At 39.1% G+C, this 21340-nt stretch carries 27 protein-coding genes; 19 read left to right on the top strand and 8 right to left on the bottom strand.

Going from position 1 to position 21340, the window contains the following annotated elements; all coding sequences use genetic code 11:
* Nucleotides 1-4 precede the first annotated feature (4 nt).
* The 5 genes from Q4550_RS12280 to Q4550_RS12260 are packed head-to-tail and all read left to right on the top strand — an operon-like array spanning nt 5 to nt 5754.
* On the top strand, nt 5-1111 hold the full coding sequence (locus tag Q4550_RS12280) for a Glu/Leu/Phe/Val dehydrogenase dimerization domain-containing protein (RefSeq protein WP_303533239.1): 1107 nt from the start codon (nt 5-7) through the stop codon (nt 1109-1111).
* A gap of 23 nt (nt 1112-1134) precedes the next feature.
* On the top strand, nt 1135-2199 hold the full coding sequence (pdhA, locus tag Q4550_RS12275) for a pyruvate dehydrogenase (acetyl-transferring) E1 component subunit alpha (protein WP_303533072.1): 1065 nt from the start codon (nt 1135-1137) through the stop codon (nt 2197-2199).
* Nucleotides 2196-3191: an alpha-ketoacid dehydrogenase subunit beta gene (locus Q4550_RS12270; RefSeq protein ID WP_303533071.1), complete on the top strand. Its 996-nt coding sequence runs from the start codon at nt 2196-2198 to the stop codon at nt 3189-3191. The genes pdhA and Q4550_RS12270 overlap by 4 nt, the downstream gene beginning before the upstream one ends.
* A 14-nt stretch (nt 3192-3205) precedes the next feature.
* A complete protein-coding gene (locus Q4550_RS12265) occupies nt 3206-4357 on the top strand; it encodes a dihydrolipoamide acetyltransferase family protein (RefSeq protein WP_303533070.1) in 1152 nt (383 codons plus the stop codon).
* On the top strand, nt 4357-5754 hold the full coding sequence (locus tag Q4550_RS12260) for a dihydrolipoyl dehydrogenase family protein (RefSeq protein WP_303533069.1): 1398 nt from the start codon (nt 4357-4359) through the stop codon (nt 5752-5754). Before Q4550_RS12265 ends, Q4550_RS12260 begins: the two co-directional genes overlap by 1 nt.
* Before the next feature lie 298 nt (nt 5755-6052).
* Here the strand turns inward: Q4550_RS12260 and Q4550_RS12255 are convergent, their stop codons facing one another.
* Nucleotides 6053-6622: a helix-turn-helix domain-containing protein gene (locus Q4550_RS12255; RefSeq protein ID WP_303533068.1), complete on the bottom strand. Its 570-nt coding sequence runs from the start codon at nt 6620-6622 to the stop codon at nt 6053-6055.
* Nucleotides 6623-6735: 113 nt separating this feature from the next.
* Between Q4550_RS12255 and Q4550_RS12250 the strand changes: the two genes are divergently transcribed.
* From Q4550_RS12250 to Q4550_RS12215, 8 genes are all read left to right on the top strand, one after another.
* Nucleotides 6736-7440, top strand: coding sequence for an AzlC family ABC transporter permease (locus tag Q4550_RS12250; RefSeq protein ID WP_303533066.1), 705 nt, complete (start codon nt 6736-6738; stop codon nt 7438-7440).
* A complete protein-coding gene (locus tag Q4550_RS12245) occupies nt 7433-7738 on the top strand; it encodes an AzlD domain-containing protein (protein WP_194220230.1) in 306 nt (101 codons plus the stop codon). Before Q4550_RS12250 ends, Q4550_RS12245 begins: the two co-directional genes overlap by 8 nt.
* A gap of 91 nt (nt 7739-7829) precedes the next feature.
* Complete coding sequence (locus tag Q4550_RS12240) at nt 7830-7952, top strand: hypothetical protein (RefSeq protein ID WP_303533063.1); 123 nt, start codon at nt 7830-7832, stop codon at nt 7950-7952.
* A 204-nt stretch (nt 7953-8156) separates the two neighbouring features.
* Complete coding sequence (locus tag Q4550_RS12235) at nt 8157-9029, top strand: Cof-type HAD-IIB family hydrolase (RefSeq protein ID WP_303533061.1); 873 nt, start codon at nt 8157-8159, stop codon at nt 9027-9029.
* 133 nt (nt 9030-9162) lie between these two features.
* Nucleotides 9163-9414, top strand: coding sequence for a hypothetical protein (locus Q4550_RS12230; protein WP_303533058.1), 252 nt, complete (start codon nt 9163-9165; stop codon nt 9412-9414).
* Nucleotides 9415-9626: 212 nt separating this feature from the next.
* Nucleotides 9627-10895 (top strand): M48 family metallopeptidase, encoded by a 1269-nt coding sequence (locus tag Q4550_RS12225; RefSeq protein ID WP_303533055.1) that lies wholly within the window; start codon nt 9627-9629, stop codon nt 10893-10895.
* 131 nt (nt 10896-11026) lie between these two features.
* Nucleotides 11027-11449 carry a YueI family protein gene (locus Q4550_RS12220; protein ID WP_303533053.1) on the top strand — a complete coding sequence of 141 codons (423 nt, stop codon included), beginning with the start codon at nt 11027-11029 and terminating at the stop codon, nt 11447-11449.
* 3 nt (nt 11450-11452) lie between these two features.
* A complete protein-coding gene (locus Q4550_RS12215; RefSeq protein ID WP_303533050.1) occupies nt 11453-11989 on the top strand; it encodes a redoxin domain-containing protein in 537 nt (178 codons plus the stop codon).
* A gap of 56 nt (nt 11990-12045) precedes the next feature.
* On the opposite strand, the gene Q4550_RS12210 is transcribed toward Q4550_RS12215, so the two are convergent.
* Nucleotides 12046-13383 carry a DUF2254 domain-containing protein gene (locus tag Q4550_RS12210; protein WP_303533048.1) on the bottom strand — a complete coding sequence of 446 codons (1338 nt, stop codon included), beginning with the start codon at nt 13381-13383 and terminating at the stop codon, nt 12046-12048.
* 158 nt (nt 13384-13541) lie between these two features.
* On the opposite strand from Q4550_RS12210, the gene Q4550_RS12205 reads away from it, so the two are divergent.
* A complete protein-coding gene (locus tag Q4550_RS12205) occupies nt 13542-13715 on the top strand; it encodes a hypothetical protein (protein ID WP_303533045.1) in 174 nt (57 codons plus the stop codon).
* A gap of 98 nt (nt 13716-13813) precedes the next feature.
* Here Q4550_RS12205 and Q4550_RS12200 read toward each other — a convergent pair whose 3' ends face one another.
* Together Q4550_RS12200 and Q4550_RS12195 are read right to left on the bottom strand one after the other, a co-directional pair.
* The gene (locus Q4550_RS12200) at nt 13814-14035 is read right to left on the bottom strand and encodes a hypothetical protein (RefSeq protein ID WP_303533044.1); all 222 of its coding nucleotides are present in this window, start codon (nt 14033-14035) and stop codon (nt 13814-13816) included.
* Nucleotides 14035-14595, bottom strand: a complete 561-nt coding sequence (locus Q4550_RS12195) for a histidine phosphatase family protein (RefSeq protein ID WP_303533042.1) — start codon at nt 14593-14595, stop codon at nt 14035-14037. The genes Q4550_RS12200 and Q4550_RS12195 overlap by 1 nt, the downstream gene beginning before the upstream one ends.
* Before the next feature lie 245 nt (nt 14596-14840).
* On the opposite strand from Q4550_RS12195, the gene Q4550_RS12190 reads away from it, so the two are divergent.
* Nucleotides 14841-15401, top strand: coding sequence for a GNAT family N-acetyltransferase (locus Q4550_RS12190; RefSeq protein WP_303533040.1), 561 nt, complete (start codon nt 14841-14843; stop codon nt 15399-15401).
* A gap of 47 nt (nt 15402-15448) precedes the next feature.
* Here Q4550_RS12190 and cls read toward each other — a convergent pair whose 3' ends face one another.
* Nucleotides 15449-16948 carry a cardiolipin synthase gene (gene cls / locus Q4550_RS12185; RefSeq protein ID WP_303533038.1) on the bottom strand — a complete coding sequence of 500 codons (1500 nt, stop codon included), beginning with the start codon at nt 16946-16948 and terminating at the stop codon, nt 15449-15451.
* Nucleotides 16949-16999: 51 nt separating this feature from the next.
* Nucleotides 17000-17407 carry a DUF948 domain-containing protein gene (locus Q4550_RS12180; protein WP_303533036.1) on the bottom strand — a complete coding sequence of 136 codons (408 nt, stop codon included), beginning with the start codon at nt 17405-17407 and terminating at the stop codon, nt 17000-17002.
* Nucleotides 17408-17624: 217 nt separating this feature from the next.
* On the opposite strand from Q4550_RS12180, the gene Q4550_RS12175 reads away from it, so the two are divergent.
* From Q4550_RS12175 to Q4550_RS12160, 4 genes are all read left to right on the top strand, one after another.
* Nucleotides 17625-18323 (top strand): AIM24 family protein, encoded by a 699-nt coding sequence (locus Q4550_RS12175; protein WP_283152995.1) that lies wholly within the window; start codon nt 17625-17627, stop codon nt 18321-18323.
* Nucleotides 18324-18326: 3 nt separating this feature from the next.
* Nucleotides 18327-19097: a GNAT family N-acetyltransferase gene (locus tag Q4550_RS12170; RefSeq protein ID WP_303533032.1), complete on the top strand. Its 771-nt coding sequence runs from the start codon at nt 18327-18329 to the stop codon at nt 19095-19097.
* A 91-nt stretch (nt 19098-19188) separates the two neighbouring features.
* On the top strand, nt 19189-19629 hold the full coding sequence (locus Q4550_RS12165) for a macro domain-containing protein (protein WP_194220215.1): 441 nt from the start codon (nt 19189-19191) through the stop codon (nt 19627-19629).
* A 171-nt stretch (nt 19630-19800) separates the two neighbouring features.
* Nucleotides 19801-20181, top strand: coding sequence for a KGG domain-containing protein (locus Q4550_RS12160; protein ID WP_194220214.1), 381 nt, complete (start codon nt 19801-19803; stop codon nt 20179-20181).
* Between the two features lie 107 nt (nt 20182-20288).
* On the opposite strand, the gene Q4550_RS12155 is transcribed toward Q4550_RS12160, so the two are convergent.
* Nucleotides 20289-20486: a DUF2188 domain-containing protein gene (locus Q4550_RS12155; protein ID WP_194220213.1), complete on the bottom strand. Its 198-nt coding sequence runs from the start codon at nt 20484-20486 to the stop codon at nt 20289-20291.
* 309 nt (nt 20487-20795) lie between these two features.
* Complete coding sequence (locus Q4550_RS12150) at nt 20796-21158, bottom strand: DUF4870 domain-containing protein (protein WP_303533028.1); 363 nt, start codon at nt 21156-21158, stop codon at nt 20796-20798.
* Nucleotides 21159-21340: the final 182 nt, after the last annotated feature.

Raw genomic sequence — 21340 nt, 5'->3', positions numbered from 1 at the left:
GGTGATAATCGTGTTTGATCGAATCATAGAGCATGAACAGTTACTTTTTTGTAATGATGTCGATACGGGTCTTAAAGCCATCATTGCCATACATAACACAACGCTTGGTCCGGCGCTTGGAGGCTGTAGAATGAGACCTTATGAAACGGTCGATGATGCGATAGAAGATGTGTTAAGGCTGTCAAAAGGGATGACATATAAATGCGCTGCAGCAGACGTTGACTTTGGTGGTGGAAAAGCAGTCATCATCGGGGATCCGTTAAGAGATCGAACTCCAGAGCTTTTTCGCGCATTTGGCCAGTTTGTCGAATCGTTGAACGGGCGGTTTTACACTGGTACAGATATGGGAACAACACCTGATAATTTCGTTCATTCATTAAGAGAAAGCAGCTGCATTGTCGGCGTTCCGGAAGAGTATGGCGGAAGTGGAGATTCGTCCGTTCCAACCGCTAACGGTGTGGTCTATGGAATACAGGCTACAAACAAAACTGTGTTTGGTTCAGAAGAGCTAGGAGGGCGCACTTACGCTATTCAAGGGCTTGGGAAAGTTGGATATAAAGTAGCAGAACTGCTTCTAGAGCAAGGTGCAGATTTAATTGTTTCAGATATTAATCAGCATGCGATCGACCGTTTGATTCAAAGGGCTATTGAACTAAACCGTGGGGTGAAGGTTGTTTCTGGAGACGAAATCTATGAAGCGAATGCAGATGTATTTGTCCCTTGCGCCCTTGGAGGAATTATTAATGACCAAACGATTCATAAGCTTAAAGTACGGGCAGTTGTTGGATCGGCTAACAATCAGCTTTTAACAAATGAGCATGGTGATTTGTTAAATGAACGCGGCATTCTTTATGCTCCTGATTATATTGTAAATAGCGGCGGTTTGATTCAAGTATCTGACGAGCTTTATACGCCAAATCCAAAACGAGTATTGCAAAAAACGAAAGCCATTTATGACACCTTGCTATCTATTTTTGAGCAAGCAGAGACGCATTCTTTTTCTACGATAAAAGCAGCGAATCTTTTTTGCGAAAAGCGTTTGGAAAGTAGAAAACGAAGAAATAGTTTTTTTGCACATAAGAAACCTGGAAAATGGACAGTTCGCTCTTAAAATAGAATGAAAGGTGGATGTCAATGGATCTAGCTGAGCAGTTTCCGTTGAGACAACTCGTTAATGGGGAAGGTAGGCAATTGGAAGAAAATGAATATGTCACAGTAGAGAACGCCAGGCGCTTTTATGAGCAAATGACGTTCTCACGCATGTTTGACCGAAAAGCAGTCAATCTTCAGCGTCAGGGACGAATTGGTACGTATGCTCCATTCGAGGGTCAGGAAGCTTCTCAAATCGGAAGTGCGCTTGCTTTAGAAGATGGAGACTGGATGTTCCCAACGTATCGCGATCATGCTGCAACAGCTGCTTTCGGACATTCCCTCGTTAATATTTTTCTATATTGGAAAGGTTGTATTGAGGGGTGTGTCCCACCAGAGGGTAAACATATTTTCCCGCCATCTGTTCCAATCGCATCGCAAATTCTTCATGCTACAGGTACAGCGTGGGCGGAGATGAAAAAAGGAAGCGATCGAGTTTCTATAGTGTATTTCGGTGACGGGGCAACATCTGAAGGGGATTTTCATGAAGGGCTAAACTTTGCTAGTGTGTTTCAAATCCCAGTTGTATTCTTTAACCAAAACAACGGGTATGCGATCAGCGTTCCTCTTGAAAGACAAATGAACTCTAAGACGATAGCTCAGAAATCACTTGGTTATGATATGCCAGGCGTACGAGTGGACGGCAATGATGTCTTTGCTGTTTATAGTGAAACATTGAAAGCCGTAGAGCGAGCGAGGAAGGGCGAAGGGCCAACGTTAATTGAGGCCGTTACGTGGCGCTATGGGGCACACACGACGACAGATGAGCCTTCGAAATATCGCGATCAGGGGGAAAGTGAACGGAGAAGACAGATGGAAGATCCCATTAAGAGAGTGGAGGAATATCTTAAAGCTCGCAATGCTTGGGAATCTGAGTGGGTGGAACAGCTCAAGAACGAAGCAGAAGATCGATTAAATACTGCTGTCTCGGAAATGGAAAAGACAAAGAAATCAGATGAAGCTCTTATGTTTGATCATGTGTTCGGCACTAGCGTTTGGCCAGTACAGGAACAAAAAGAGCGCTTTTTTCACAAGGAGAGTGAAAAATGAGTATAGCAGTGAATATGAAAAAGCTAACGATGGTGCAGGCCATTACGGAAGCTTTAAAGGTGATGCTTGAAGAAGATGAGTCCGTTCTTGTACTTGGGGAAGATGTTGGGAGAAATGGCGGTGTTTTCAGAGCCACAGATGGGCTTTATGAACTTTTTGGTGATGACAGAATCATAGATACGCCGCTTGCGGAGTCAGGCTTAATAGGAACTTCGATAGGACTTGCGATGAATGGCTTTATACCAGTAGTGGAGATACAGTTTCTAGGGTTTATCTATCCAGGTTTTAATCAAATCATGACACATGCGACGAGAATTCGAACGAGAACGCAAAGTCGTTATACAGTACCTTTGACGATTCGAGTGCCTTACGGGGCCGGTGTAAGAGCACCAGAAATTCATAGCGATAGTACAGAAGCACTATTTGCTCACATACCAGGGTTGAAGGTTGTCGTGCCATCAACGCCACATGACGCAAAAGGGCTCCTTATTAGCAGTATAAAAGATCCTGATCCAGTCTTGTTTCTAGAGCCTATGAGGATGTATCGCACAGGCAAAGGTGATGTACCAACGGGAAGTTATACGATACCACTAGGCAAAGGGTACAGACGGCGTAATGGTAGTGATGTTTCTCTTTTTGCTTGGGGAGCTATGATGAAAGTGGCGGAGCAAGCTGCTGAAAAAGCAGCTTCCAATGGAATTGAATGTGATGTAATTGACCTCAGGTGTCTCTATCCACTTGATAAAGAATTGATCTCTGAATCAGTCCAAAAGACTGGGAGAGCGGTTATCATTCATGAAGCTGCCTCGTCTGGAGGAGTAGGAAGTGAAGTTATCTCAATCATTAACGATACTTCGTTTCTCTATATGAAGTCACCGATAAAAAAAGTAACGGGCTACGATGCGCCAGTGCCGTTATTTACGCTCGAAGATGATTATCTACCTGATGCTAGTAAAGTTCTGCAGGCGATTGAAGAAACAGTTCGTTTCTAAAGGAGGGATCGTATATGGACGTGAAATTGCATGACATTGGAGAAGGGATGTCAGAAGGTGAAATTGTACAGCTGCTTGTTAAACCAGGTGATCAAGTCATAATTGATCAGCCGTTGGTCGAAGTGCAGACTGATAAAGTAACCGCTGAGCTTCCATCTCCGCTGGCGGGGAAAGTAGAAAGAATTCATGTAGCGGCAGGTGAAGTAGTTGAAGTGGGCGGTACGTTATTAACCATCTCTCCAATCTCTCAACACGTGGAGCAAACACTTATTCCAAACCGAACGAAACGAATTTTAGCTGCCCCATTCACGAGGAAAATAGCGCGAGAAAATGACGTTGATATCGAGAGGGTAACAGGTACCGGGCCAGGGGGACGCATTACAGACGAAGATGTTTTAAGACATATTGCCACGTTACAAAGTCCTCGAGAGCCTCAAGAGCAAGAAAAAGCAAACGAAACGAATCTATTACAAACTGATACCATTCCATTTTCAGCGAGACGGAAACAAATCTCAGAAAAAATGAAAAAATCTACTCTCACAATACCTCATGTTACACATTTTGATGAAGTAGATGTGACGAATGTATTAGAGATGAAAAAGACACTTCAAGAAAAAAGTGGGGTATCTATTTCTGTTGCTGCCTTTTATATTAAAGCAGTATGCCTTGCACTTAAGGAATTTCCCATTTTCAATTCGGAATTAAAAGAAGAGGAAGGTCTCATTTATTTAAACCCTAATATCCATATTGGTTTAGCAACTGATACGGAGGAAGGGCTCATTGTGCCTGTTATTCACGACTGTGACAAACTTTCAATTAAAGGCATTCACACTAAGATGAAAAACCTTCATCAATCCGCTATGAGTAATCAGCTCAAAAGCAAAGACCTTTCATCTGGTACATTTACGATTAGTAACGCAGGACCGCTTGGTAGCACTGGGGCTACGCCGATTATTAATTATCCAGAAGCGGCTTTACTTGCTTTCCATAAAACAAAAAAAATGCCAGTTGTTACGGAAAAAGATGAAATCATTATTCGCTCAATAATGTCGATATCAATGACGTTTGATCATCGTATCGCAGATGGAGGGACATCTATGCGCTTTACGAATCGCTTTATTGAATTGATTGAACAACCTTCTCTATTTATAACGGAGCTTGTCTAATGGTTGTAGGTGAAATCATTCATGAAAAAGATGTTGTCGTGATTGGCGCAGGGCCAGCTGGTTATGAAGCCGCTCTTCGACTTACGAAGCATGGAAGAGACGTTACTATGGTAGATCGATCTCGATCAGGTGGGGAATGTCTTCATAGAGGATGTATACCATCAAAACTACTGGCATCTTCAGCGAGAAAAATGAAGGAAACGGCTCCAGGGGTAACGATAGCGTCATCGTTTTCTATGGAAAAATGGCATAGCGAGAAAAATCGCATGATCGATTCCATGGAAAAAGGTCTTGAGATGCGTTTTAAGTCAAATAACATCGACCGTGTAAAGGGAAATGCAGCGTTTTTATCTTCTGAGCGAATTGGTGTAGAACAAGGGGAGAAATTTGAAGTTTGGTCATTTAACGATGCGATTATTGCAACGGGGAGTCGACCAAAAACTCCATCCTTCATTTCAAGCGGAAAAGAAAACATTTTCCCTGTAGAACAGCTCTATGCATTATCCTCCCTGCCTAATCGACTTGTAATTTTTGGAGCAGATTATCTTACGGTAGAGGCGGCGAGTACGTTTCGCTCGCTGGGTGTAGAAGTAACGATTGTGACAGACCAAGAAGCGATTCTTTCTGAATGGGATGAAAGCATTCAACGTGAATGCAAAAGGCAATTTAAAAAGCAAAAGGTTCAGGTGTTCAGAGGAGTATCTGATTGCAGTGTAAAGGACGATGGTCTTGGATTGATATTCCGTAACCAAAACGGAGAAAACGTTGAATTAGAAACAGAAATAATTGCCTATTCGATTGGAAGGATTCATAATAGCGATTCGCTTGGATTGGATCAAGCGGGATTTGACTTACAAGATGATGGATATATTCACATTTCTGAGGGATGTGAAACGTCAATACCAACGATCTATGCCTGTGGTGATGTAACTGTGGGACCCTCGCTTGCTGCGAAGGGAATTAAGCAGGCCAAGACGGCGGCCGATCGTTGCTGCGGTATAAAAGCCGCTTTTACACTCGATTGTCTTCCGCAAGTCATCCAAACTCAAATTCCGGTAGCATCTGTAGGTTTAACGGAGAAAGAAGCGAAAGAAGCAGGGTATGAGTTTATGACGGCAAGTTCTTCTATGCAAGCAAATGGTTATGCAACAGTCATGGGCCATACAGAAGGTCGGATCAAAGTCATTCGAGATCGACAGAGTCATGTGCTTCTAGGATTTCATGCTGTGGGTGCTGGTGCTGTTGAACTGATCGAAAAAGCAACGCTAGCTCTTGAGATGGGGGCAAGGGACGAAGATTTTGTCTATCCTTATTCCCCGCATCCAGGATATGGTGAAGCCTGGACAGAAGCGGTTGAAATGACTGTTGAATCTGAAGTGAAAACAAAAGTTAGATGATAAAAGACCAGGCGAGCGAATATTTTCGCTCGCCTGGTCTTTTATATGGGGGAATTCAATGTTTTTTAATCCTAGCAGTTCGTATTCTTGTGAAAATAGCTAGTAAAAGTATAGCAATTAATCCGGTCATGTTAATGATTGTTTGTAGGGAACTGTTTTCGATAAAAAGGTTGATGGAAAAAGACGCTATTACAATCAGTAGAGTCACTATAAATAAAGCTTTCCTCATCACAAAGACCTCCTACAGAACTTCTTGAAATAAATGGGGAGAACTATATCTTCCGTATAACTCTCTGTCTTAACGTATAGAACTCGGATAGTGAATGATCATCATAGCTTTACATGATTCACTGTAAGGATTTCGATAATAATGTGGATAATTTGCAGTGAATCTTAAACTTTCTCCACTAGAAATGATGTATGACTGCGTATCGACCTCAAGGGTCATACTGCCTTCTTCAATAAATAAATATTCTTCAACACCATCAGGATGTGGATTAGAATGATAGTCACATCCTGGTTCAAGTTCAATATAAAACGTTTCAAACGATTTTCCTGGTTCCATCGGAAAGAGCGGGACGACCTTCATTTTTCCGCTTTCTTCAATTAATGGTTCGATTTCAGATCGATTGACTTTCTTGATAACCGGCTGTTCTGCATCGATGAATGCCGTGAAAGACACGCCAAGTCCATTTGCAATTTTCCATAGTGTATTAACGGTTGGGTTTGACACACCTCGTTCAATTTGAGCAAGCATTGGCTTGCTTACTGAGCATCGAGCGGATAGTTGATCGAGACTTAACTTATTTTCAAGACGAAGCTTTTTTAGTTTTTCGCCAATTTGTTTTGTTAGGGATTGGTTTTCCATGGAATACTCCTCTTTTAGCTGATACATATTTTTTCTTTATATTGAAAAAATGTTTAATATAACATACAATAAGTTTAATATAATAGACAGTTTAGAGCAATAGGAGGGATAAAATGGAGGCTATCGTAACAAAGAGTGATTCTGATTTTGTAGATGGATTAAAAGCAGGTGTAAGCATAGCTGTCGGATATATGCCGGTTGCTCTCACATTTGGCTTACTTGCAAGAACAACAGGACTAACGCTTTATGAAGCGGTCCTTATGAGTATTCTCGTCTTTGCAGGTGCTGCTCAATACATTACGCTTAGTTTAATTGCCATTGGGACAGGTGCCTTTGAGATTATTTTTACAATCTTTATTGTTAATATTCGCCACCTATTGATGAGTGCCTCTATAAATGAAAAAATAGAAGCAGATATTCCATGGAAAAAAGCTGTTTACGCCTTTGGAATTACTGATGAAACGTTTACCGTTTCCGCAACAAAAAAAGGTACTTTGACAACAGGTTATATGTTTGGATTATGTCTGATTTCCTACTCAAGTTGGGTCATCTTTACAGGGGGAGGATACATTGCTGGGGCAACTCTACCTGAAGTGATTCAGCAGGGTATGAGTGTTGCGCTTTATGCCATGTTTGTAGGGTTACTTATTCCTTCTGCTAAAAAAAGTCAGAAAGTGCTTTTTCTTGCAGCGTTAGCTGCAATATTTAATAGCATTCTTACGTTGGCTCAGTTTCCAACAGGTTGGGCTATCGTGATTGCCACTCTGCTTTCTTCCATAATTGTTGAATGGTTTGTAGGGAGGGGAACGAATGAGTAATTCTATGATTTGGCTTATTGTAGGACTTGCAGTTGTCACTTATATTCCAAGAATGATTCCACTCGTATTCTTTAATTCTGATAAAATACCGCCTGTTATTCAAAATGTACTAAAGAACGTTCCCTTCGCGATTTTGGGTGCGCTCATCTTTCCGGGTATTTTAACAATCAATGATGATATGATGTTTGGTGTTATTGGGGCAGTGGCAGCAATCGTTGCAGCATACCTTGGGGCGAATTTAATTGTTGTTGTTATGTTTGCTGTTGCAGTGCTCAGTACGTATGCCTATTTTATTTAGTAAATGTGAAATTAATTGATTTGAATTTTTTGATTTTTGTGATATAACTAGATCAAACAAAATATTGAGAGTTAAAGAGGAGGAATGAAACATGCATTTGTTTCGTATTTTGATGGTTGGGTTTTTCTCAATGACCGCCGTGTCACTCGTCTGGTTCCAATCTGTCGAAGTAATATCCTCATTCATTGACTTGTTCTTTCAAAATAAAAAGTAACGTGTTAGTTAAGAGCTTTCTTGAAAGCTCTTTTTTGTTTGTTTAGAGCTAGGTTCGATTTTTGGTTCATTCGATCGTTCGTCACAGGGGTTAAATGAGCCAAATATCAACAACGTTTATTTTTTTATACAAGCATTACTTTTGCTATACTATTTAAGAAGTTTGAAAGAAGGATTGGACCAAATAGAAAAGGATGTTGCCCTAATGAGATGTATCTCAATTGATATGGATGGAACACTTTTAACGAATGAACAAACAGTCAGCTTTGAGAATGTTAATGCGATTAGAGAGGCACAGAGTCAGGGGATAACGGTTGTACTTAACACTGGACGCGCCTATGATGGTGCGATGAAGCCACTTGAAGGAAGTGGATTGGAAGTTCCTGTTATTTGCTATAACGGCGCAGAGATTCGCTCTGTTGAAGGAGAGATCTTGCACGCCATTTACCTTGATCGTCAGCAAGTCCAATTGATTAAACAAATACTTGATAGTGAAGAGATTTATTATCAGCTATTTACAAATAAAGGTGTTTTCACTCACGATTATGATGGAACGATTGATTTAATTATGGATATGATGAAAAGTTCGAATCCGGCCCTAACTTCAGAGGAATTGAAGGTTGGAGCAAAGCGTCAGTTCGAAAGCTTATCACTTAAAGCCATTAATGATTTTGATGAACTACTAGAAGATGAAAGCCTTCATGTGTATAAATTCCTTAGTTTCTGTTTTGATGAAAATCGATTAGGGCGAGCGGCATCTGCAGCTGAAAATGTACAAAATACGGTGGTTACATCTTCAGGTAAAGAAAACTTGGAAATTAATCATGAAGATGCTCAGAAGGGACTTGCGCTTGAAACATTTGTAGCGCAAATGGGGCTGGATATGAAGCAAACCGCCGCAATTGGCGATAATTATAATGACGTTTCGATGTTCAATAAAGCCTCCTATCCTATTGCAATGGGAAATGCGGACGAACAAATAAAAAAACAGGCTTCATTTGTTACAAAAACCAATGAGCATGATGGCGTTGCTCATGCCATATATAAATTAATGGACGAAGATTTACTGTCTAATTAACATTGTGAAAGATGTTTGATTTTTTTCACAACGGGAACCCTCATTACAGGAAGGGATTCCCAGTTTTTTTGGAGGTTTTCCGGGCCCTTGTTTCTGCAGTCTTTGAATTACTCTGCTAAAGGAGCTGGAAAAAATGACATTAAAGCCAACCGAAATTGAAGAAAAAGCAACGTGTCGAATGTGTGAGACTGAGTATACGTGGTTTATTCCAATTGCCAAGGAACATGTATCTATGGAAGAACGGGTTGAGGCAACTGGAATTACGACGAAAAGTAGCCAGGCACCCATTGTTGAACTGCAAGTTCTTGCAGAGTGTCCCATTTGTGGAATTCTCAATCGATTTGATCACAGTTATGATCGAACGAACGCTTACGCGGAAAGTTAATAAAAGATTTTGGAAGCCGACAGATCGCTCTGTCGGCTTTCTATATGGAAAGAGCGAGGGAAAGATTTGGTTAGGCTTGAAAGAGAATGGCATGTTTTGTAGAAAACTACATAGAAGAGTAGTTAGTATTCGCAATCGTTAAGGGGAAAGGTTCTAAAAAGTTGTTTTGCTCGTACTATTGATAATGAGATCGTATCGGGAGGAGAATGAAGATGAAGAAACGCATAACCTGGCTCATTCTGGGATTCTCCATTTACGCCCTGATCCTGGGACTCTATTTATTTAATTGGGCGGACTTCGGGGTACCTGAAGCATACAAGGGGACAGCGGCAGATCCAGCAACATTTATGACAGACAGGCAGTTAGAATTATCGGAGGAATATTCACGCTATAGAAGCTTTCTCTCGTTTATTGCGATTCCATATGAGTGGCTCATCTATCTTGGCGTTCTCTGGTTTGGATTATCAAAGCTCTTTAAACAATTCGGTGAAGGTATTTCAAAAAAACGGATAGTCGTTGTTCCGTTGTATATCATTTTATTAACGGCTTTTACATGGTTACTAACATTTCCACTGCACTATTGGGCGAGGTCTTTATCCGTTAAATATGGGATTAACACGCAATCCTTTTCTGGTTGGATGAAAGATGAAATGATCTCATTCTGGATAGATATTTTACTTACTTCCCTTATTATCGGTGTTCTTTATGCGCTAATGAATCGTTTTAAGAAAAAGTGGTGGCTCATTGCGTGGGGATTAATGGTTCCGTACCTTGCTTTTATGATGTATATTCAGCCGGTCGTAATTGATCCTTTATACAACGACTTTACATCTTTAACAGACAAAGAATTAGAAGAAGAAATACTCAGTATGGCTGATACGGCTCATATTCCTGCAGACCGTGTTTTTGAAGTGAATATGTCAGAAAAAACGAATGCAATGAATGCTTATGTATCTGGTATTGGCGACAATTTACGAATTGTTCTTTGGGACACGACCTTAAATAAGCTTGAGGATGACGAAGTGCTTTTTATTATGGCTCACGAAATGGGTCATTATGTTATGAATCATCTATATGGAAATTTGGTTGGCGCTCTAGCAACAAGTTTTATAGGGTTATACCTGGCATATCGGCTTCTTGGGAAGATGACTCGAAAGTGGGGCGACTCATGGGGAGTTCACTCAGAATCAGATCTTGCATCTTTACCAGCATTATTGCTTCTTTTCTCGATCATGTCTTTTATTGCGAGTCCGGTAGAACTTGCGATTTCTCGGCATGCGGAGATGGAGGCAGATGAATATGCCATTGAAATGACCAGTGATGTGGATGCAGCGATTGGTTCCTTTCAAACACTGACGGTTAATAGTTTAAATGAAGTAAATCCACCTTTCATTGTGAAATATTTTAAATATGGTCATCCAACGATGATGGAACGGTTGATTATGTTGAATGACTATGAAGAAGATGCCCCCACGGAGTGATGGGGCATCTTTTTTCAGTGAATCATCTTTAGTTTGAGAGGGAATCCTGTTTCAAGATACATGCCTTCACTTTTAACAGAACCTTCACTTTAAGAATGAGCGGAGATAGTATAGGATGAAGGTAGAAGTCAATGAAGCAAAGCAATTTACATGATGAGGTGGCAAACGTGAACGAAGATATTAAGAGAGTACTTGATGCTGGGATCTATGGTGCGCCAGAATTAAAACCAGCAGAAAAAGCGTTGTTCTTATCAACTTTTCGAGAGCGTGTCTATGTGGCTCTTACAAAAAGACAGGTTGCACAAAACAACGTATATCAAGAAGTAGTTAATGAAATGAAACGTATTCGGAATGGCATTCTTTATTTAAATGGGGATTTATCTTACTCCATGCTTTCAAAATATATTAAAGAAGCGAGCAAAGCTTCTCTGTCATTTACGATTGTGAATGATAAAGAAACAGATACTCCACTTGGGCTTGTCTTAGCCTCAAAGCAGGATGCGATTGAACGAGAAGAGATCTTTGTTCATGATGATCGCTTTTCGTTGGACTAGAACATGAATAAAAAAGATCGTATGAAATTGATTAAGAAGTTTGTACTAATCGTTCTTGCTGTTGCTCTTCTATGGGGGATTTATAATACAGTTATCGCCGATCGAAGTGTAGGAACGGAAGTTGGCGATAAGGCAGCAGATTTTAACTTAGAAACCCTTGATGGGAAAGAAGTGAGTCTTTCAGATTATGAAGGGGAGCCCGTTTTTCTCAATTTCTGGGCGACATGGTGTCCACCCTGTGAAGAAGAAATGCCGGATATTCAAAAATTTGCTGATGTGCATGGTGAAGAAGTAACGGTTCTCTCCGTTAATTTCACTAAATACGAGCCAAAGAAAGAAGCGATTCCAAAATTTGTTGAATCACATGAGCTTCGTTTTCCAGTTCTTATGGATCGAGAAGGTAACGTCGGTGAGAATCTCTACCAGGTTATTTCTATGCCAACGTCGTTTATGATTGATGAAGAAGGAATTATTCGTGAGAAACGAGTGGGACCTCTTACGCTGAAAGATATGGAAACATGGCTTGACCAAGTAAAATAATATCAAAAAACGGTCTCTCTAGTGAGATCGTTTTTCTTATGGAGATTTATAACGCGCTATTCATGTGAGATCGGATGAAAAGCATCTTGAAAACCAGTTGCGTTCGCGAGTCGCTCAAGCTTTTCATTTATATAGCGATGATCGAACTTATCGAGCACTTTTGGATCAAATCCTCTAATTACAAATTGCCCGAATTCCCATATAGTTTCGTGCGTATCATGTTTATTACCGTCTGCTGCTAATTCTAAAGAATGAAGAATCGAGCCAAGAACGGATACATCTTCTTTGGCATAATGCCTAATTTGATAAAAGCTTTTATAGAGGTACGTATCATACGTAATAGGTTTTGTGATCACGCGTAAGTTTTTCTTTTCATCATGATACAGGGGGTGTGGGATGTGTTTTTGGCCAAGTCGTGATAAGACTCTCCCAAGTCGGTTGATGCAATTAATGGCTGTATTGGGATCATTAATTCCAGGTGAGATCGCTCTTAATGCAATTTCAACTAGTTTTTGGATGCCATATTCTATGTCTTGATCAGTTGTTCGTTCTGTTCCAAGAGATAACGTATTAAGAAGGATATGAGAGTCAGGAGAAGAATCCATTGATGCCCAATAAGAAAAAATAACCGTACCTTCATCAATATATTCTCCGATATCTCTCTCGAGGCGAATAATAAAATCTTTGTTAGTGGCAACCGAAATCAAATCAGGTAAATCAATATTTTGTAGGTACCCTGATTTAGTGGATCGAATGGCAATAGGTTTTTTCATTTTTATTTCATCCAATTCCCAAGAATCCCAAGAAGCGATATTACCATGATTGGCTTCTTCAAAATCTAAAAAGGTACGGTCGATTGTTGTTAAGGTATTAGTAGTGATATGTTGTATCAAATTTCCAACGAGAATCCAATTCGATACGTGATGGATAAAGAAAACGAAATAGGCGACACAGACAATGGCATAGATCACAGCGAAAAAAGGTGCAAGATAGACAACATCTTCTTGACTACTTTGTTCAATTAGGAGAAGAAGAATAATAAAGTAAATAATTCCTCCAACAAAAATTCCAAGCACTCTTTTCGTAATACGATCGGTAATAAAATTCTGCAATGTTCGTGGTGAGAAGTTCGATAAATACGTTGTTAAGACAACCATAATCGTCGAAAAAGTAATGGTAGTCATTGTTAACATGGAAGATACGAGCGTACTTAAAATAGTGACGCTTGTTTCATAGGAAGCAAAGAAAAAATAGGGAAGAACCATCGCGCTACCTTGGATGATCGTTCGGTCTATAATGAGTGTGATAATAGCTGCGAGAAAAGCGCCAACACCATAAAAAGTTGGAATAAACCAGAAGCTTGATCGGATTCGCTTGAATTTATTGTGCTCCATACCCCTTTTCCTCCAAAAAAGAATGATTTTGGATAGTATGTGAAGAAAGGGTAGTGTTTCATGCATCATCATCCTAAACGTGATAAAGGCAAAATAGGTAATTAGACATCATTAAATTAGGGTATAGACATAGAAAGGATAATAAGGAGGAAGAGCAGATGAAGATTGATCGGACGGGCATCGTTGAAAATTTCTCCGAAAAGAGATATGAATACTGGGTAGTTGAGAATGAAGAAGTTAAGATTATGGCTTCATGGATTAGCTGGGACCTTCCTCAAGAAAAAATAAATAAATGGATGGAAGAGATGCAGCTATCAGGTACATCTTTTTGAACGAATGATTCACATTGATGAGAATAGTGACTCGTTAGTTAAGGTAGTCTAGAAACCTCCTTTTTAGGGAGGCATTTTTTCTGCTTTTCTTAAGAACTTCACTCAGTTTTCTTAGAAGAAGGATCATCCACCTTCTCTAGTGCTTTCTCTTTCTCCATTTTTTTCTTAACAATTTCTTTCGGCTCCCAACAGTTAAACTGGTAGGTAGGCTTCGTTTCAAAGCCGAGTCTTGCGCATCGATAGCTTGTTTTTTCTGCTTTCACCACTTCAAAATGAATGCAAGTAGCGCAACAGTGGAAACGAGAATAGAGTTGAGACATTACAATGCTTCCCCCGATAACGTAACGTTTTCAATGGATTCGATCGTATTATTATGAAAAGTAAGGCAGAAGACGTCTGGATTCCGAAGTTTCTTCCATGTGTTGAACTGATAATCTGTATTATAATGATGCAGTATTAAGGTTAATAAATTCCCGTGTGTCATGATAAGACAATATTCTTTCGTATAGAGAAGGGCGTCATTTAAAACCGCAATACCCCTTGAAATGGCTTGCTGGCTTGATTCTCCGCCTTCAATGGTGTAAGACAGATCTACAAATGTTTGCTCTAGTTCTTCTAACCAGTTTTCAATAGGAACAGCAGATAACTTTCTCTCTTCTAGCCGATCATCAATAGTAATTGGCTTATCTAATTGAAGAGCGAGTGGCTCGATCGATTGAAGGGCACGTCTAAAAGGTGAACTATATAATTTATCAAATGGAATATTTCCAAGAGATTTTGCTAATTGAGTCGCTTGAGTGCGTCCTTCTGCCGTTAAGGAAGCAGTAAATTCTTGTCCTGAGGCGCGACAATGTCTGACCAAATATATTTTTTTATTCAATGTAATCACTCCTAGAATCGTTTGAGCGTGCTTATGATCTATTTTACCATTCAGATAGAGTGAAGAAAATTATTCATAGAATATTGAAACTTTTAATAGCGCTTATTCGTTATAAGATAGACCCCTTTTTTAAAAGATGTTTTACCCCCTGTATGCTTAAAGAATGCCAGCCATTCTTTAAGCATTTTTTTATACGAAGTGTTATGAAGTGCAAATAATTCAAACGAGAAATAGGAGTGGATGGAATGGAGATGGAGAGTTTTCCAGAACTAACTACAAATCGCTTAAGATTAAGAGAATTAAGAGAAGATGATGCTCCTGTGTTATTGTCGATATTTTCGAATCCTCACACGATGAAATATTACGGAAGTGAGCAAATGGGCGGTCTTGAAGAAGTAGAAGGAATGTTGATGAGCTTTAAGAAAGGATTTGAGCAAAGGCAGGCGATGCGATTTGGAATAGAGGTGAGAGAGAGGGGAGAATTGATTGGTACTTGTGGCTTTTATAATTGGGCTAAGCGAGTCAATCGCATTGAAATGGGTTATGAATTAAAACAAACTGAAGAAGGAAAGGGGTATATGACGGAAGCTTTATCAGCCATCATTCCCTTTGCCTTTCAGCAGTTAGATATGAATCGTATTGGTGCATTGATTCATCCAAATAATGCATCATCGAGGAAACTTATAACCAAACTGGGATTCCAACAAGAAGGACTATTGCGTGATTATGTTCTCGTTGGTGGAGAGTATATGAATCTGATCATGTATTCTTTATTAAAAAGGGAATGGGAATCTTCTCGTGCGTAATATCTGAATAAAATCATGCAGCTACATAGTAATCAAATATCTTCTCGTTATAATACTGGTGAAAACAGTCGGGCGAAAGATTCTTTTGTGCGGTGCTTAAGTCCACGCTTACTATAAGATTCTTTTGTCACGCTGACTGAATCATTCAAATCATTTTGATAAGCTGCTACAAGGTCATGAACCGTTTTTGATTGAAATAGAAACATATTCACTTCGAAATTTAAATTCAATGAACGCATATCCATATTTGCTGTGCCGATTGTGGCCAGATCATCATCAACAATCATAATTTTTTGATGGAGAAATCCTTTTCGATACATATAGATTTCTACCCCATAATCAAGAAGCTCTGAGAAGTAGGATCTTGTTCCGTATTGGGTAAGAAAGCCGTCACTTACTTCAGGAACAATAAGTCTCACTTCAATACCTCTCATAGAAGCCATGGCTAGAGCAGTACGGATGGCTTTGTTTGGAACAAAGTAAGGAGTAGCAATCCAAACTCTATTTTTTGCAGAAGTTATCAGACTGAAATATAGATCTGACATAGCGCCTCGTTTTGTATCTGGCCCACTAGCCACAAGCTGAGAACCACCATCACCTTCGACATCATATGTTTCGAGGTACTTGTCATTTAGGAGTTCCTCACCACACATATAGGACCAATCCATTAAGAAAACGCCATGGAGGGCAGAAAGCACTTCTCCTTTAACAAGTAGGTGAGAATCACGCCAGAACCCCATTTGATTCATATCTCCAGCATACTCGTCACCGATATTTAAGCCACCTACAAAACCGACTTTACCATCAATGACAATGATCTTTCGATGATTTCGAAAATTTATGGTTTGATTGACGAATCCATATTTAATTGGGAGAAATTGCTGTACACTTGCACCAGCTTCCCTTAGGGCTGTTTTAGAAGCTCTTGAAAGGTTATGGCTTCCGATTGAATCATAAAGAACCCTTACCTCCACGCCTTCTTTGGCTTTATTAACGAGTAGGTCGATGATCGAGAGTCCGAGTTCATCAGAACGAAATGTATAATATTCCATATGTATGTACGTTTCAGCTTTTTGAATTTCATGTTTAATCGCCGTAAACGTCTCTCTACCATTTAGCAAGAGGTCCGTTGTGGATCGCATACTAATAGGACTTGCAACCATCGTGGCAATAAGGTTTGAGAAATTTTGGTTTCGCTCACTTAGGTCATGCCATTTTTCAGAAGCTGGAAAGTTTACGTACTTCTTGAAAAATTCAAGGCCGTTCGTACGTTTTTCTTTAAATAAATGTCCTTTTACTTCCAGTTGACCAGAAAATAAGAAGAAAACATAACCTACAATGGGAAAGAAGATTAATACGTATATCCATAAAAGCGATTTGTATGGAGATCTACCTTCTAGTAAAAGTACGAATAAAATAGAAACTAGAATGGCTACATAAAGAATACCTGCAGCCCATTTCCATGTTGGTGATAGCGATGTGAACAAGATGATCGAAAGTGAAGTTGTCATTAGAAGAAAGAAAATGATTTGTCTTGCTTGTTTCATAATATAGCCCACCTCATTTGAATTTGACCAAAAAAAGTAAGGGCATAGCCCTTACTCCGCATGTTTTGATTTCCGTTTAAGACGATATCTTCCCCATAAGTCTACAAGTTGATCACCAATTTCAGTTAACTGTGAATCTCTTGCTTCACGCTGCGGATTTGGCGTGTTTTTAATTGATGAAACAAGGTCTTTAAAGGGTTCAGGTGTGCCTTTGGCAACTTGAATAACGCCTTGAACGGTTTCTTTTTTCGATTGGATGCCTTCAGAAATGGTTGTAGTGGTCGCTGTTAATTGATTTGTTTCCTCAGTGATTTTATCTACTTTTTCTTGAAACCTTGCTGCAGTCTCGGATAAATCATTTAAAGATTTTTTGGTTTCTTTGAAATTTTGAAGGGCTATGTATCCCAGGTAAATAAGTGAAAGAACTACGATTGCAATACTAATGTAAACGATAACCATATGATAACCTCCTACTCGCGATTATAGTTAATGTTACCTTACCCTTAACATGATATGTGCAAACAATTTGATGAAAAAGAGCTGAGTATAAGCAGAATTTATTTATTAAATACAAAAAAATGAGTTGTATGAGTTCGTATATAACTGAAAATTAAGTAGAAAGTTGAAACGTTTTGCAGTAGCTATTCGTAATAGTTAATTAGAAGGAGAGATGAAAATGAATCGATACTCAATAGAAGAATTTATTCAATCAACAGAACAAAAAGATAAAGGGGAAGGATTTTTCGAGTTAGAAACGCCAAGAATGTTAGAAGTTAATCTCGCTGGGCGTGTGTGGGCGAAATCTGGTGCTATGATTACTTACAACGGTCAGATTAAATTCGAGAGAGAGGGAATTCTTGAACACGGCCTCGGGAAGATGTTTAAAAAAGCCCTTACAGGTGAGGGAGCTTCATTAATGAAAGCTGAGGGAAATGGCAAGTTATATCTGGCGGATTCTGGGAAGAAGATTTCCATCCTACATTTACAACATGGTGAATCAATTAGCGTAAATGGAAACGATCTACTCGCATTTGAAGATGGTATCCAGTGGGATATCAAAATGATGAAACGAATTACTGGAATGATGGCAGGTGGATTATTTAATGTCACTTGTCAGGGTCCGGGAATGGTTGCGATTACAAGCCATTATGAACCACTTACAATCCGAGTAACTCCGGGAAAACCAGTCATTACAGATCCTAATGCAACGGTTGCCTGGTCAGGTCAATTGCAGCCGAATTTTCAAACGGATGTGTCGCTGAAATCCTTCTTTGGAAGAGGAAGTGGTGAATCGGTTCAAATGAGATTTGAAGGAGAAGGGTTTGTTGTCGTTCAACCATTTGAAGAAGTATATATGCAAAACAATCAGGGGTAACGTATGGTTTTCTCATTGAATGAACATGAAGAACAGTTAGGTGTCAAATTACTTGATGGAAGACCTTACTATCTTTCAATCGAAGGTGTAGAAAAACTCAAGCGTAGTCCTGAGTTTGATTTGTTACTTGATCGATTAAATGTTGCTCTAGATTCAAAAGAGGTTCATCACTGTACGGTAACGGTAGAAGCATCTTCCGAATTAAAAATACAGGTGCTAGAAAATAATTTTTTTGCTTTAAAGTCTGAGTCCATCGAGTACTATAAAAGTTTTCAAATGGAAAAAATGCATTTTAATCACAATAGTAGTATTACTTACAAGCTAGTTGATGAGAGGGATATCAAACTCTTTCTTGAAATGTGGCAAGCATGTTCAGAGGGATCACTTAATGCTCCTTCCGCTCACCCTATCGAAATGCAGTATGAAGCGATGAAGCAAGAAATTGGTGAGCAGTACAAATCTAGCTGCTATTCTGTGTATTGGAATAAAAACCTCTTAGGCGTAGTTATTCCAATTATTGAACCGGGCACGGAAGAAGAAGGTAGACTATTTTACATGGGTGTATTGCCCCAGCAGCGTGGGAAAGGATTCGGAAAGCAATTACATCAACTAGGTTTGTTTCTTTTGCAAGAAAAAGGCGCGACTTATTATATAGGTAGTACAGGTGTAGAAAACAAACCAATGCAGCAAATATTTCAATATAATGACTGTCATCCAATTTTTCATGCAGTTACGTATACAAAAGCGAGTTCAGAAGTGCGAAACTTATCATAATATGCTGAAGGAAGTAAAATATTCCTATTGAAATTAATAGAATTTTCATTATAATCATACAAAAGGGTTCTTTACGAAGGAGAGTGCATATATGATTCGTTTTGAAAAAGGCAACCTTCTTAAAAGTGACTGTACTGTAATTGCACATCAATGCGACTGTTTTAATGCAATGGATGTTGGCATTGCAAAATCGGTAAAAGAAACGTACCCTGAAGCCGCTAAAGCAGATGAAGACTTTCCGTTTTCTCCGAAGAAGAAGTTAGGTAAATGCTCATTTGCTTTAAGTCGAGATAATAAGCGTATTATTGCTAATCTGTATGGACAGTATAAGCCAGCTGGACTTCAAACCAATTATCCCGCCTGGTTGAAATCATTTGAACACATGATAAAAGAACTGAAACCATTTGAGGAAAAGGGATTTAAAATCAAAATCGGTTGTGGCATTGACAAAGACGATTTAATCAATGTCAAAAAGTCTCTTGAGAAACTTTCGAAGAAATATGAGAAACCGATCCATGTTTACTATTCTTAATTTAAACGCTCCCAATTTTGGGAGCGTTTTTTTGTTGGTTAAGAGCTAGTAATAGTAAGATAGAATCAAAAATGTAAAAAGAAACCATTTTCCCGTTTATCTATTAAGGGAGGTGGAATACAACAAGTGTAGCGCAAGATGTAAAAAAATTACTAGAGGAGGATTTTTTAAATGGCTAACAATAGTAATGACAAAATGAGCAGAGAAGAAGCGGGACGTAAAGGTGGCAAAAAAACATCAAGAGAACATAACAAAGAGTTTTATCAGGATATTGGAGAAAAAGGTGGAGAAAAAACAGCAAAAGAGCATGATCAAGAGTTCTATCAAGAGATAGGAGAAAAGGGCGGTAATAAAACGGCTCAAGAGCATGATAAGGAATTCTTCGAGGAAATTGGAGAAAAGGGTGGTAAGAAAACCGCTCGAGAACACGATAAAGAGTTTTATCAAGAAATTGGAGAAAAAGGTGGAAACCAAACATCCAAAAATCAAGATAAAGAATTCTATGAGGAAATTGGGAAAAAGGGTGGAAAAAAGAGCGGCGGAAACAAATAGAAACAGTAAAGAGCGAAGGGATTTCCCTTCGTTCTTTTTAATGAAATCCTATTTGAAATCTACATAAAGAAGCCCTCCGTAAGCTACGAAGGGCTTCTTTATGTAGATTAAAATGAGCGTTCTTCTTCAACTTCATGCTGTTCATTTAAAATCAATAAGCGACTTGGAGAATCTCCTTTAGCCATTTCCTCTGCTTTTTCAATAGCTGTTGAGCGCATATCGTAGAGGTCTGTTGGAGCGACGTCCTCAATTTTAACGTACCAACCTGTTACATCTTTATTTGGTGCTACTGTAAATTCCTTCATGAATAAATCCTCCTTTAAGCTGTGTATAAGGAACAATTCCCATCATATGTAGTGATAAAACCTGCTTTTAAGAGAATTAAAAAAAACCAGCGCATTGACGCTGGTTTTACTGTGGACGTGAAATTATGTAGAAACCAATAACAAAAGCAATTGGAACGATCCAAACCATAAAGGCAAGTGCCCATACAGTGAAACGGTTCCATTCTTTTTCCTTAACAGCCAAGAGCAGACCCTCCACATCATAAGTTTAGTTTCATTATAACATGGACATACCTAAATTATGTGTAAACGCTTGAAATTCTTGAAAAATCAAGATACAAATCGAATGGTTAAGGGGTAGCGATATAAAGTGCCCTGATTCGACTTGACCGATGCAATCACAATAAAGATAAGGTGCATGACAAGTAAAATAGGGAGAAGGATAAGCCCTATAAGGACTAGACTTAAGATCCCAGCAATGACTAGATAGAGTGTCATACTTATTTGGAAGTTAATGGACTCTTTTCCTTGATCATCGATAAACGGTTCATCTTCTCTTTTAATTGACCAGAGGATGATTGGAGCAATAATATGTCCCAGAGGGATTAAATAACCACTCAATGCAGAGAGATGAACATACATAGCCCATTGTCTTATTGTTTGATCAGGAACCGTTACGTCTTTATTGTCCATCTCAATACCTCCCTATATAGCTCATCTATGATCAGCATATTACTCATTATTTTGAGATATGCCTTTAATAGTGTAGGTAACAAAAAAAGGAACCACCTTTGGTTCCTTTAATTGGAATTGTAGTTGATGTGATAAGATGTCCGCTTACCCATTCAGTAAGCGTATTACGAACTTCTGTGAGC

The organism is Anaerobacillus sp. 1_MG-2023 (genome assembly GCF_030547345.1).
Lineage (GTDB): Bacteria > Bacillota > Bacilli > Bacillales > Guptibacillaceae > Guptibacillus > Guptibacillus hwajinpoensis_B.
This window is presented reverse-complemented; position numbering and strand designations above follow the sequence as displayed.

Excerpts from the sequence above, each read along its gene's own strand:
- pdhA (WP_303533072.1), top strand. The coding sequence starts at position 1,135 with ATGGATCTAGCTGAGCAGTTTCCGTTGAGACAACTCGTTAATGGGGAA.
- Q4550_RS12270 (WP_303533071.1), top strand. The coding sequence starts at position 2,196 with ATGAGTATAGCAGTGAATATGAAAAAGCTAACGATGGTGCAGGCCATT.
- Q4550_RS12265 (WP_303533070.1), top strand. The coding sequence starts at position 3,206 with ATGGACGTGAAATTGCATGACATTGGAGAAGGGATGTCAGAAGGTGAA.
- Q4550_RS12260 (WP_303533069.1), top strand. The coding sequence starts at position 4,357 with ATGGTTGTAGGTGAAATCATTCATGAAAAAGATGTTGTCGTGATTGGC.
- Q4550_RS12255 (WP_303533068.1), bottom strand. The coding sequence starts at position 6,622 with ATGGAAAACCAATCCCTAACAAAACAAATTGGCGAAAAACTAAAAAAG.
- Q4550_RS12250 (WP_303533066.1), top strand. The coding sequence starts at position 6,736 with ATGGAGGCTATCGTAACAAAGAGTGATTCTGATTTTGTAGATGGATTA.
- Q4550_RS12245 (WP_194220230.1), top strand. The coding sequence starts at position 7,433 with ATGAGTAATTCTATGATTTGGCTTATTGTAGGACTTGCAGTTGTCACT.
- Q4550_RS12240 (WP_303533063.1), top strand. The coding sequence starts at position 7,830 with ATGCATTTGTTTCGTATTTTGATGGTTGGGTTTTTCTCAATGACCGCC.
- Q4550_RS12235 (WP_303533061.1), top strand. The coding sequence starts at position 8,157 with ATGAGATGTATCTCAATTGATATGGATGGAACACTTTTAACGAATGAA.
- Q4550_RS12230 (WP_303533058.1), top strand. The coding sequence starts at position 9,163 with ATGACATTAAAGCCAACCGAAATTGAAGAAAAAGCAACGTGTCGAATG.
- Q4550_RS12225 (WP_303533055.1), top strand. The coding sequence starts at position 9,627 with ATGAAGAAACGCATAACCTGGCTCATTCTGGGATTCTCCATTTACGCC.
- Q4550_RS12220 (WP_303533053.1), top strand. The coding sequence starts at position 11,027 with ATGAAGCAAAGCAATTTACATGATGAGGTGGCAAACGTGAACGAAGAT.
- Q4550_RS12215 (WP_303533050.1), top strand. The coding sequence starts at position 11,453 with ATGAATAAAAAAGATCGTATGAAATTGATTAAGAAGTTTGTACTAATC.
- Q4550_RS12210 (WP_303533048.1), bottom strand. The coding sequence starts at position 13,383 with ATGGAGCACAATAAATTCAAGCGAATCCGATCAAGCTTCTGGTTTATT.
- Q4550_RS12205 (WP_303533045.1), top strand. The coding sequence starts at position 13,542 with ATGAAGATTGATCGGACGGGCATCGTTGAAAATTTCTCCGAAAAGAGA.
- Q4550_RS12200 (WP_303533044.1), bottom strand. The coding sequence starts at position 14,035 with ATGTCTCAACTCTATTCTCGTTTCCACTGTTGCGCTACTTGCATTCAT.
- Q4550_RS12190 (WP_303533040.1), top strand. The coding sequence starts at position 14,841 with ATGGAGATGGAGAGTTTTCCAGAACTAACTACAAATCGCTTAAGATTA.
- cls (WP_303533038.1), bottom strand. The coding sequence starts at position 16,948 with ATGAAACAAGCAAGACAAATCATTTTCTTTCTTCTAATGACAACTTCA.
- Q4550_RS12180 (WP_303533036.1), bottom strand. The coding sequence starts at position 17,407 with ATGGTTATCGTTTACATTAGTATTGCAATCGTAGTTCTTTCACTTATT.
- Q4550_RS12175 (WP_283152995.1), top strand. The coding sequence starts at position 17,625 with ATGAATCGATACTCAATAGAAGAATTTATTCAATCAACAGAACAAAAA.
- Q4550_RS12170 (WP_303533032.1), top strand. The coding sequence starts at position 18,327 with ATGGTTTTCTCATTGAATGAACATGAAGAACAGTTAGGTGTCAAATTA.
- Q4550_RS12165 (WP_194220215.1), top strand. The coding sequence starts at position 19,189 with ATGATTCGTTTTGAAAAAGGCAACCTTCTTAAAAGTGACTGTACTGTA.
- Q4550_RS12160 (WP_194220214.1), top strand. The coding sequence starts at position 19,801 with ATGGCTAACAATAGTAATGACAAAATGAGCAGAGAAGAAGCGGGACGT.
- Q4550_RS12155 (WP_194220213.1), bottom strand. The coding sequence starts at position 20,486 with ATGAAGGAATTTACAGTAGCACCAAATAAAGATGTAACAGGTTGGTAC.
- Q4550_RS12150 (WP_303533028.1), bottom strand. The coding sequence starts at position 21,158 with ATGGACAATAAAGACGTAACGGTTCCTGATCAAACAATAAGACAATGG.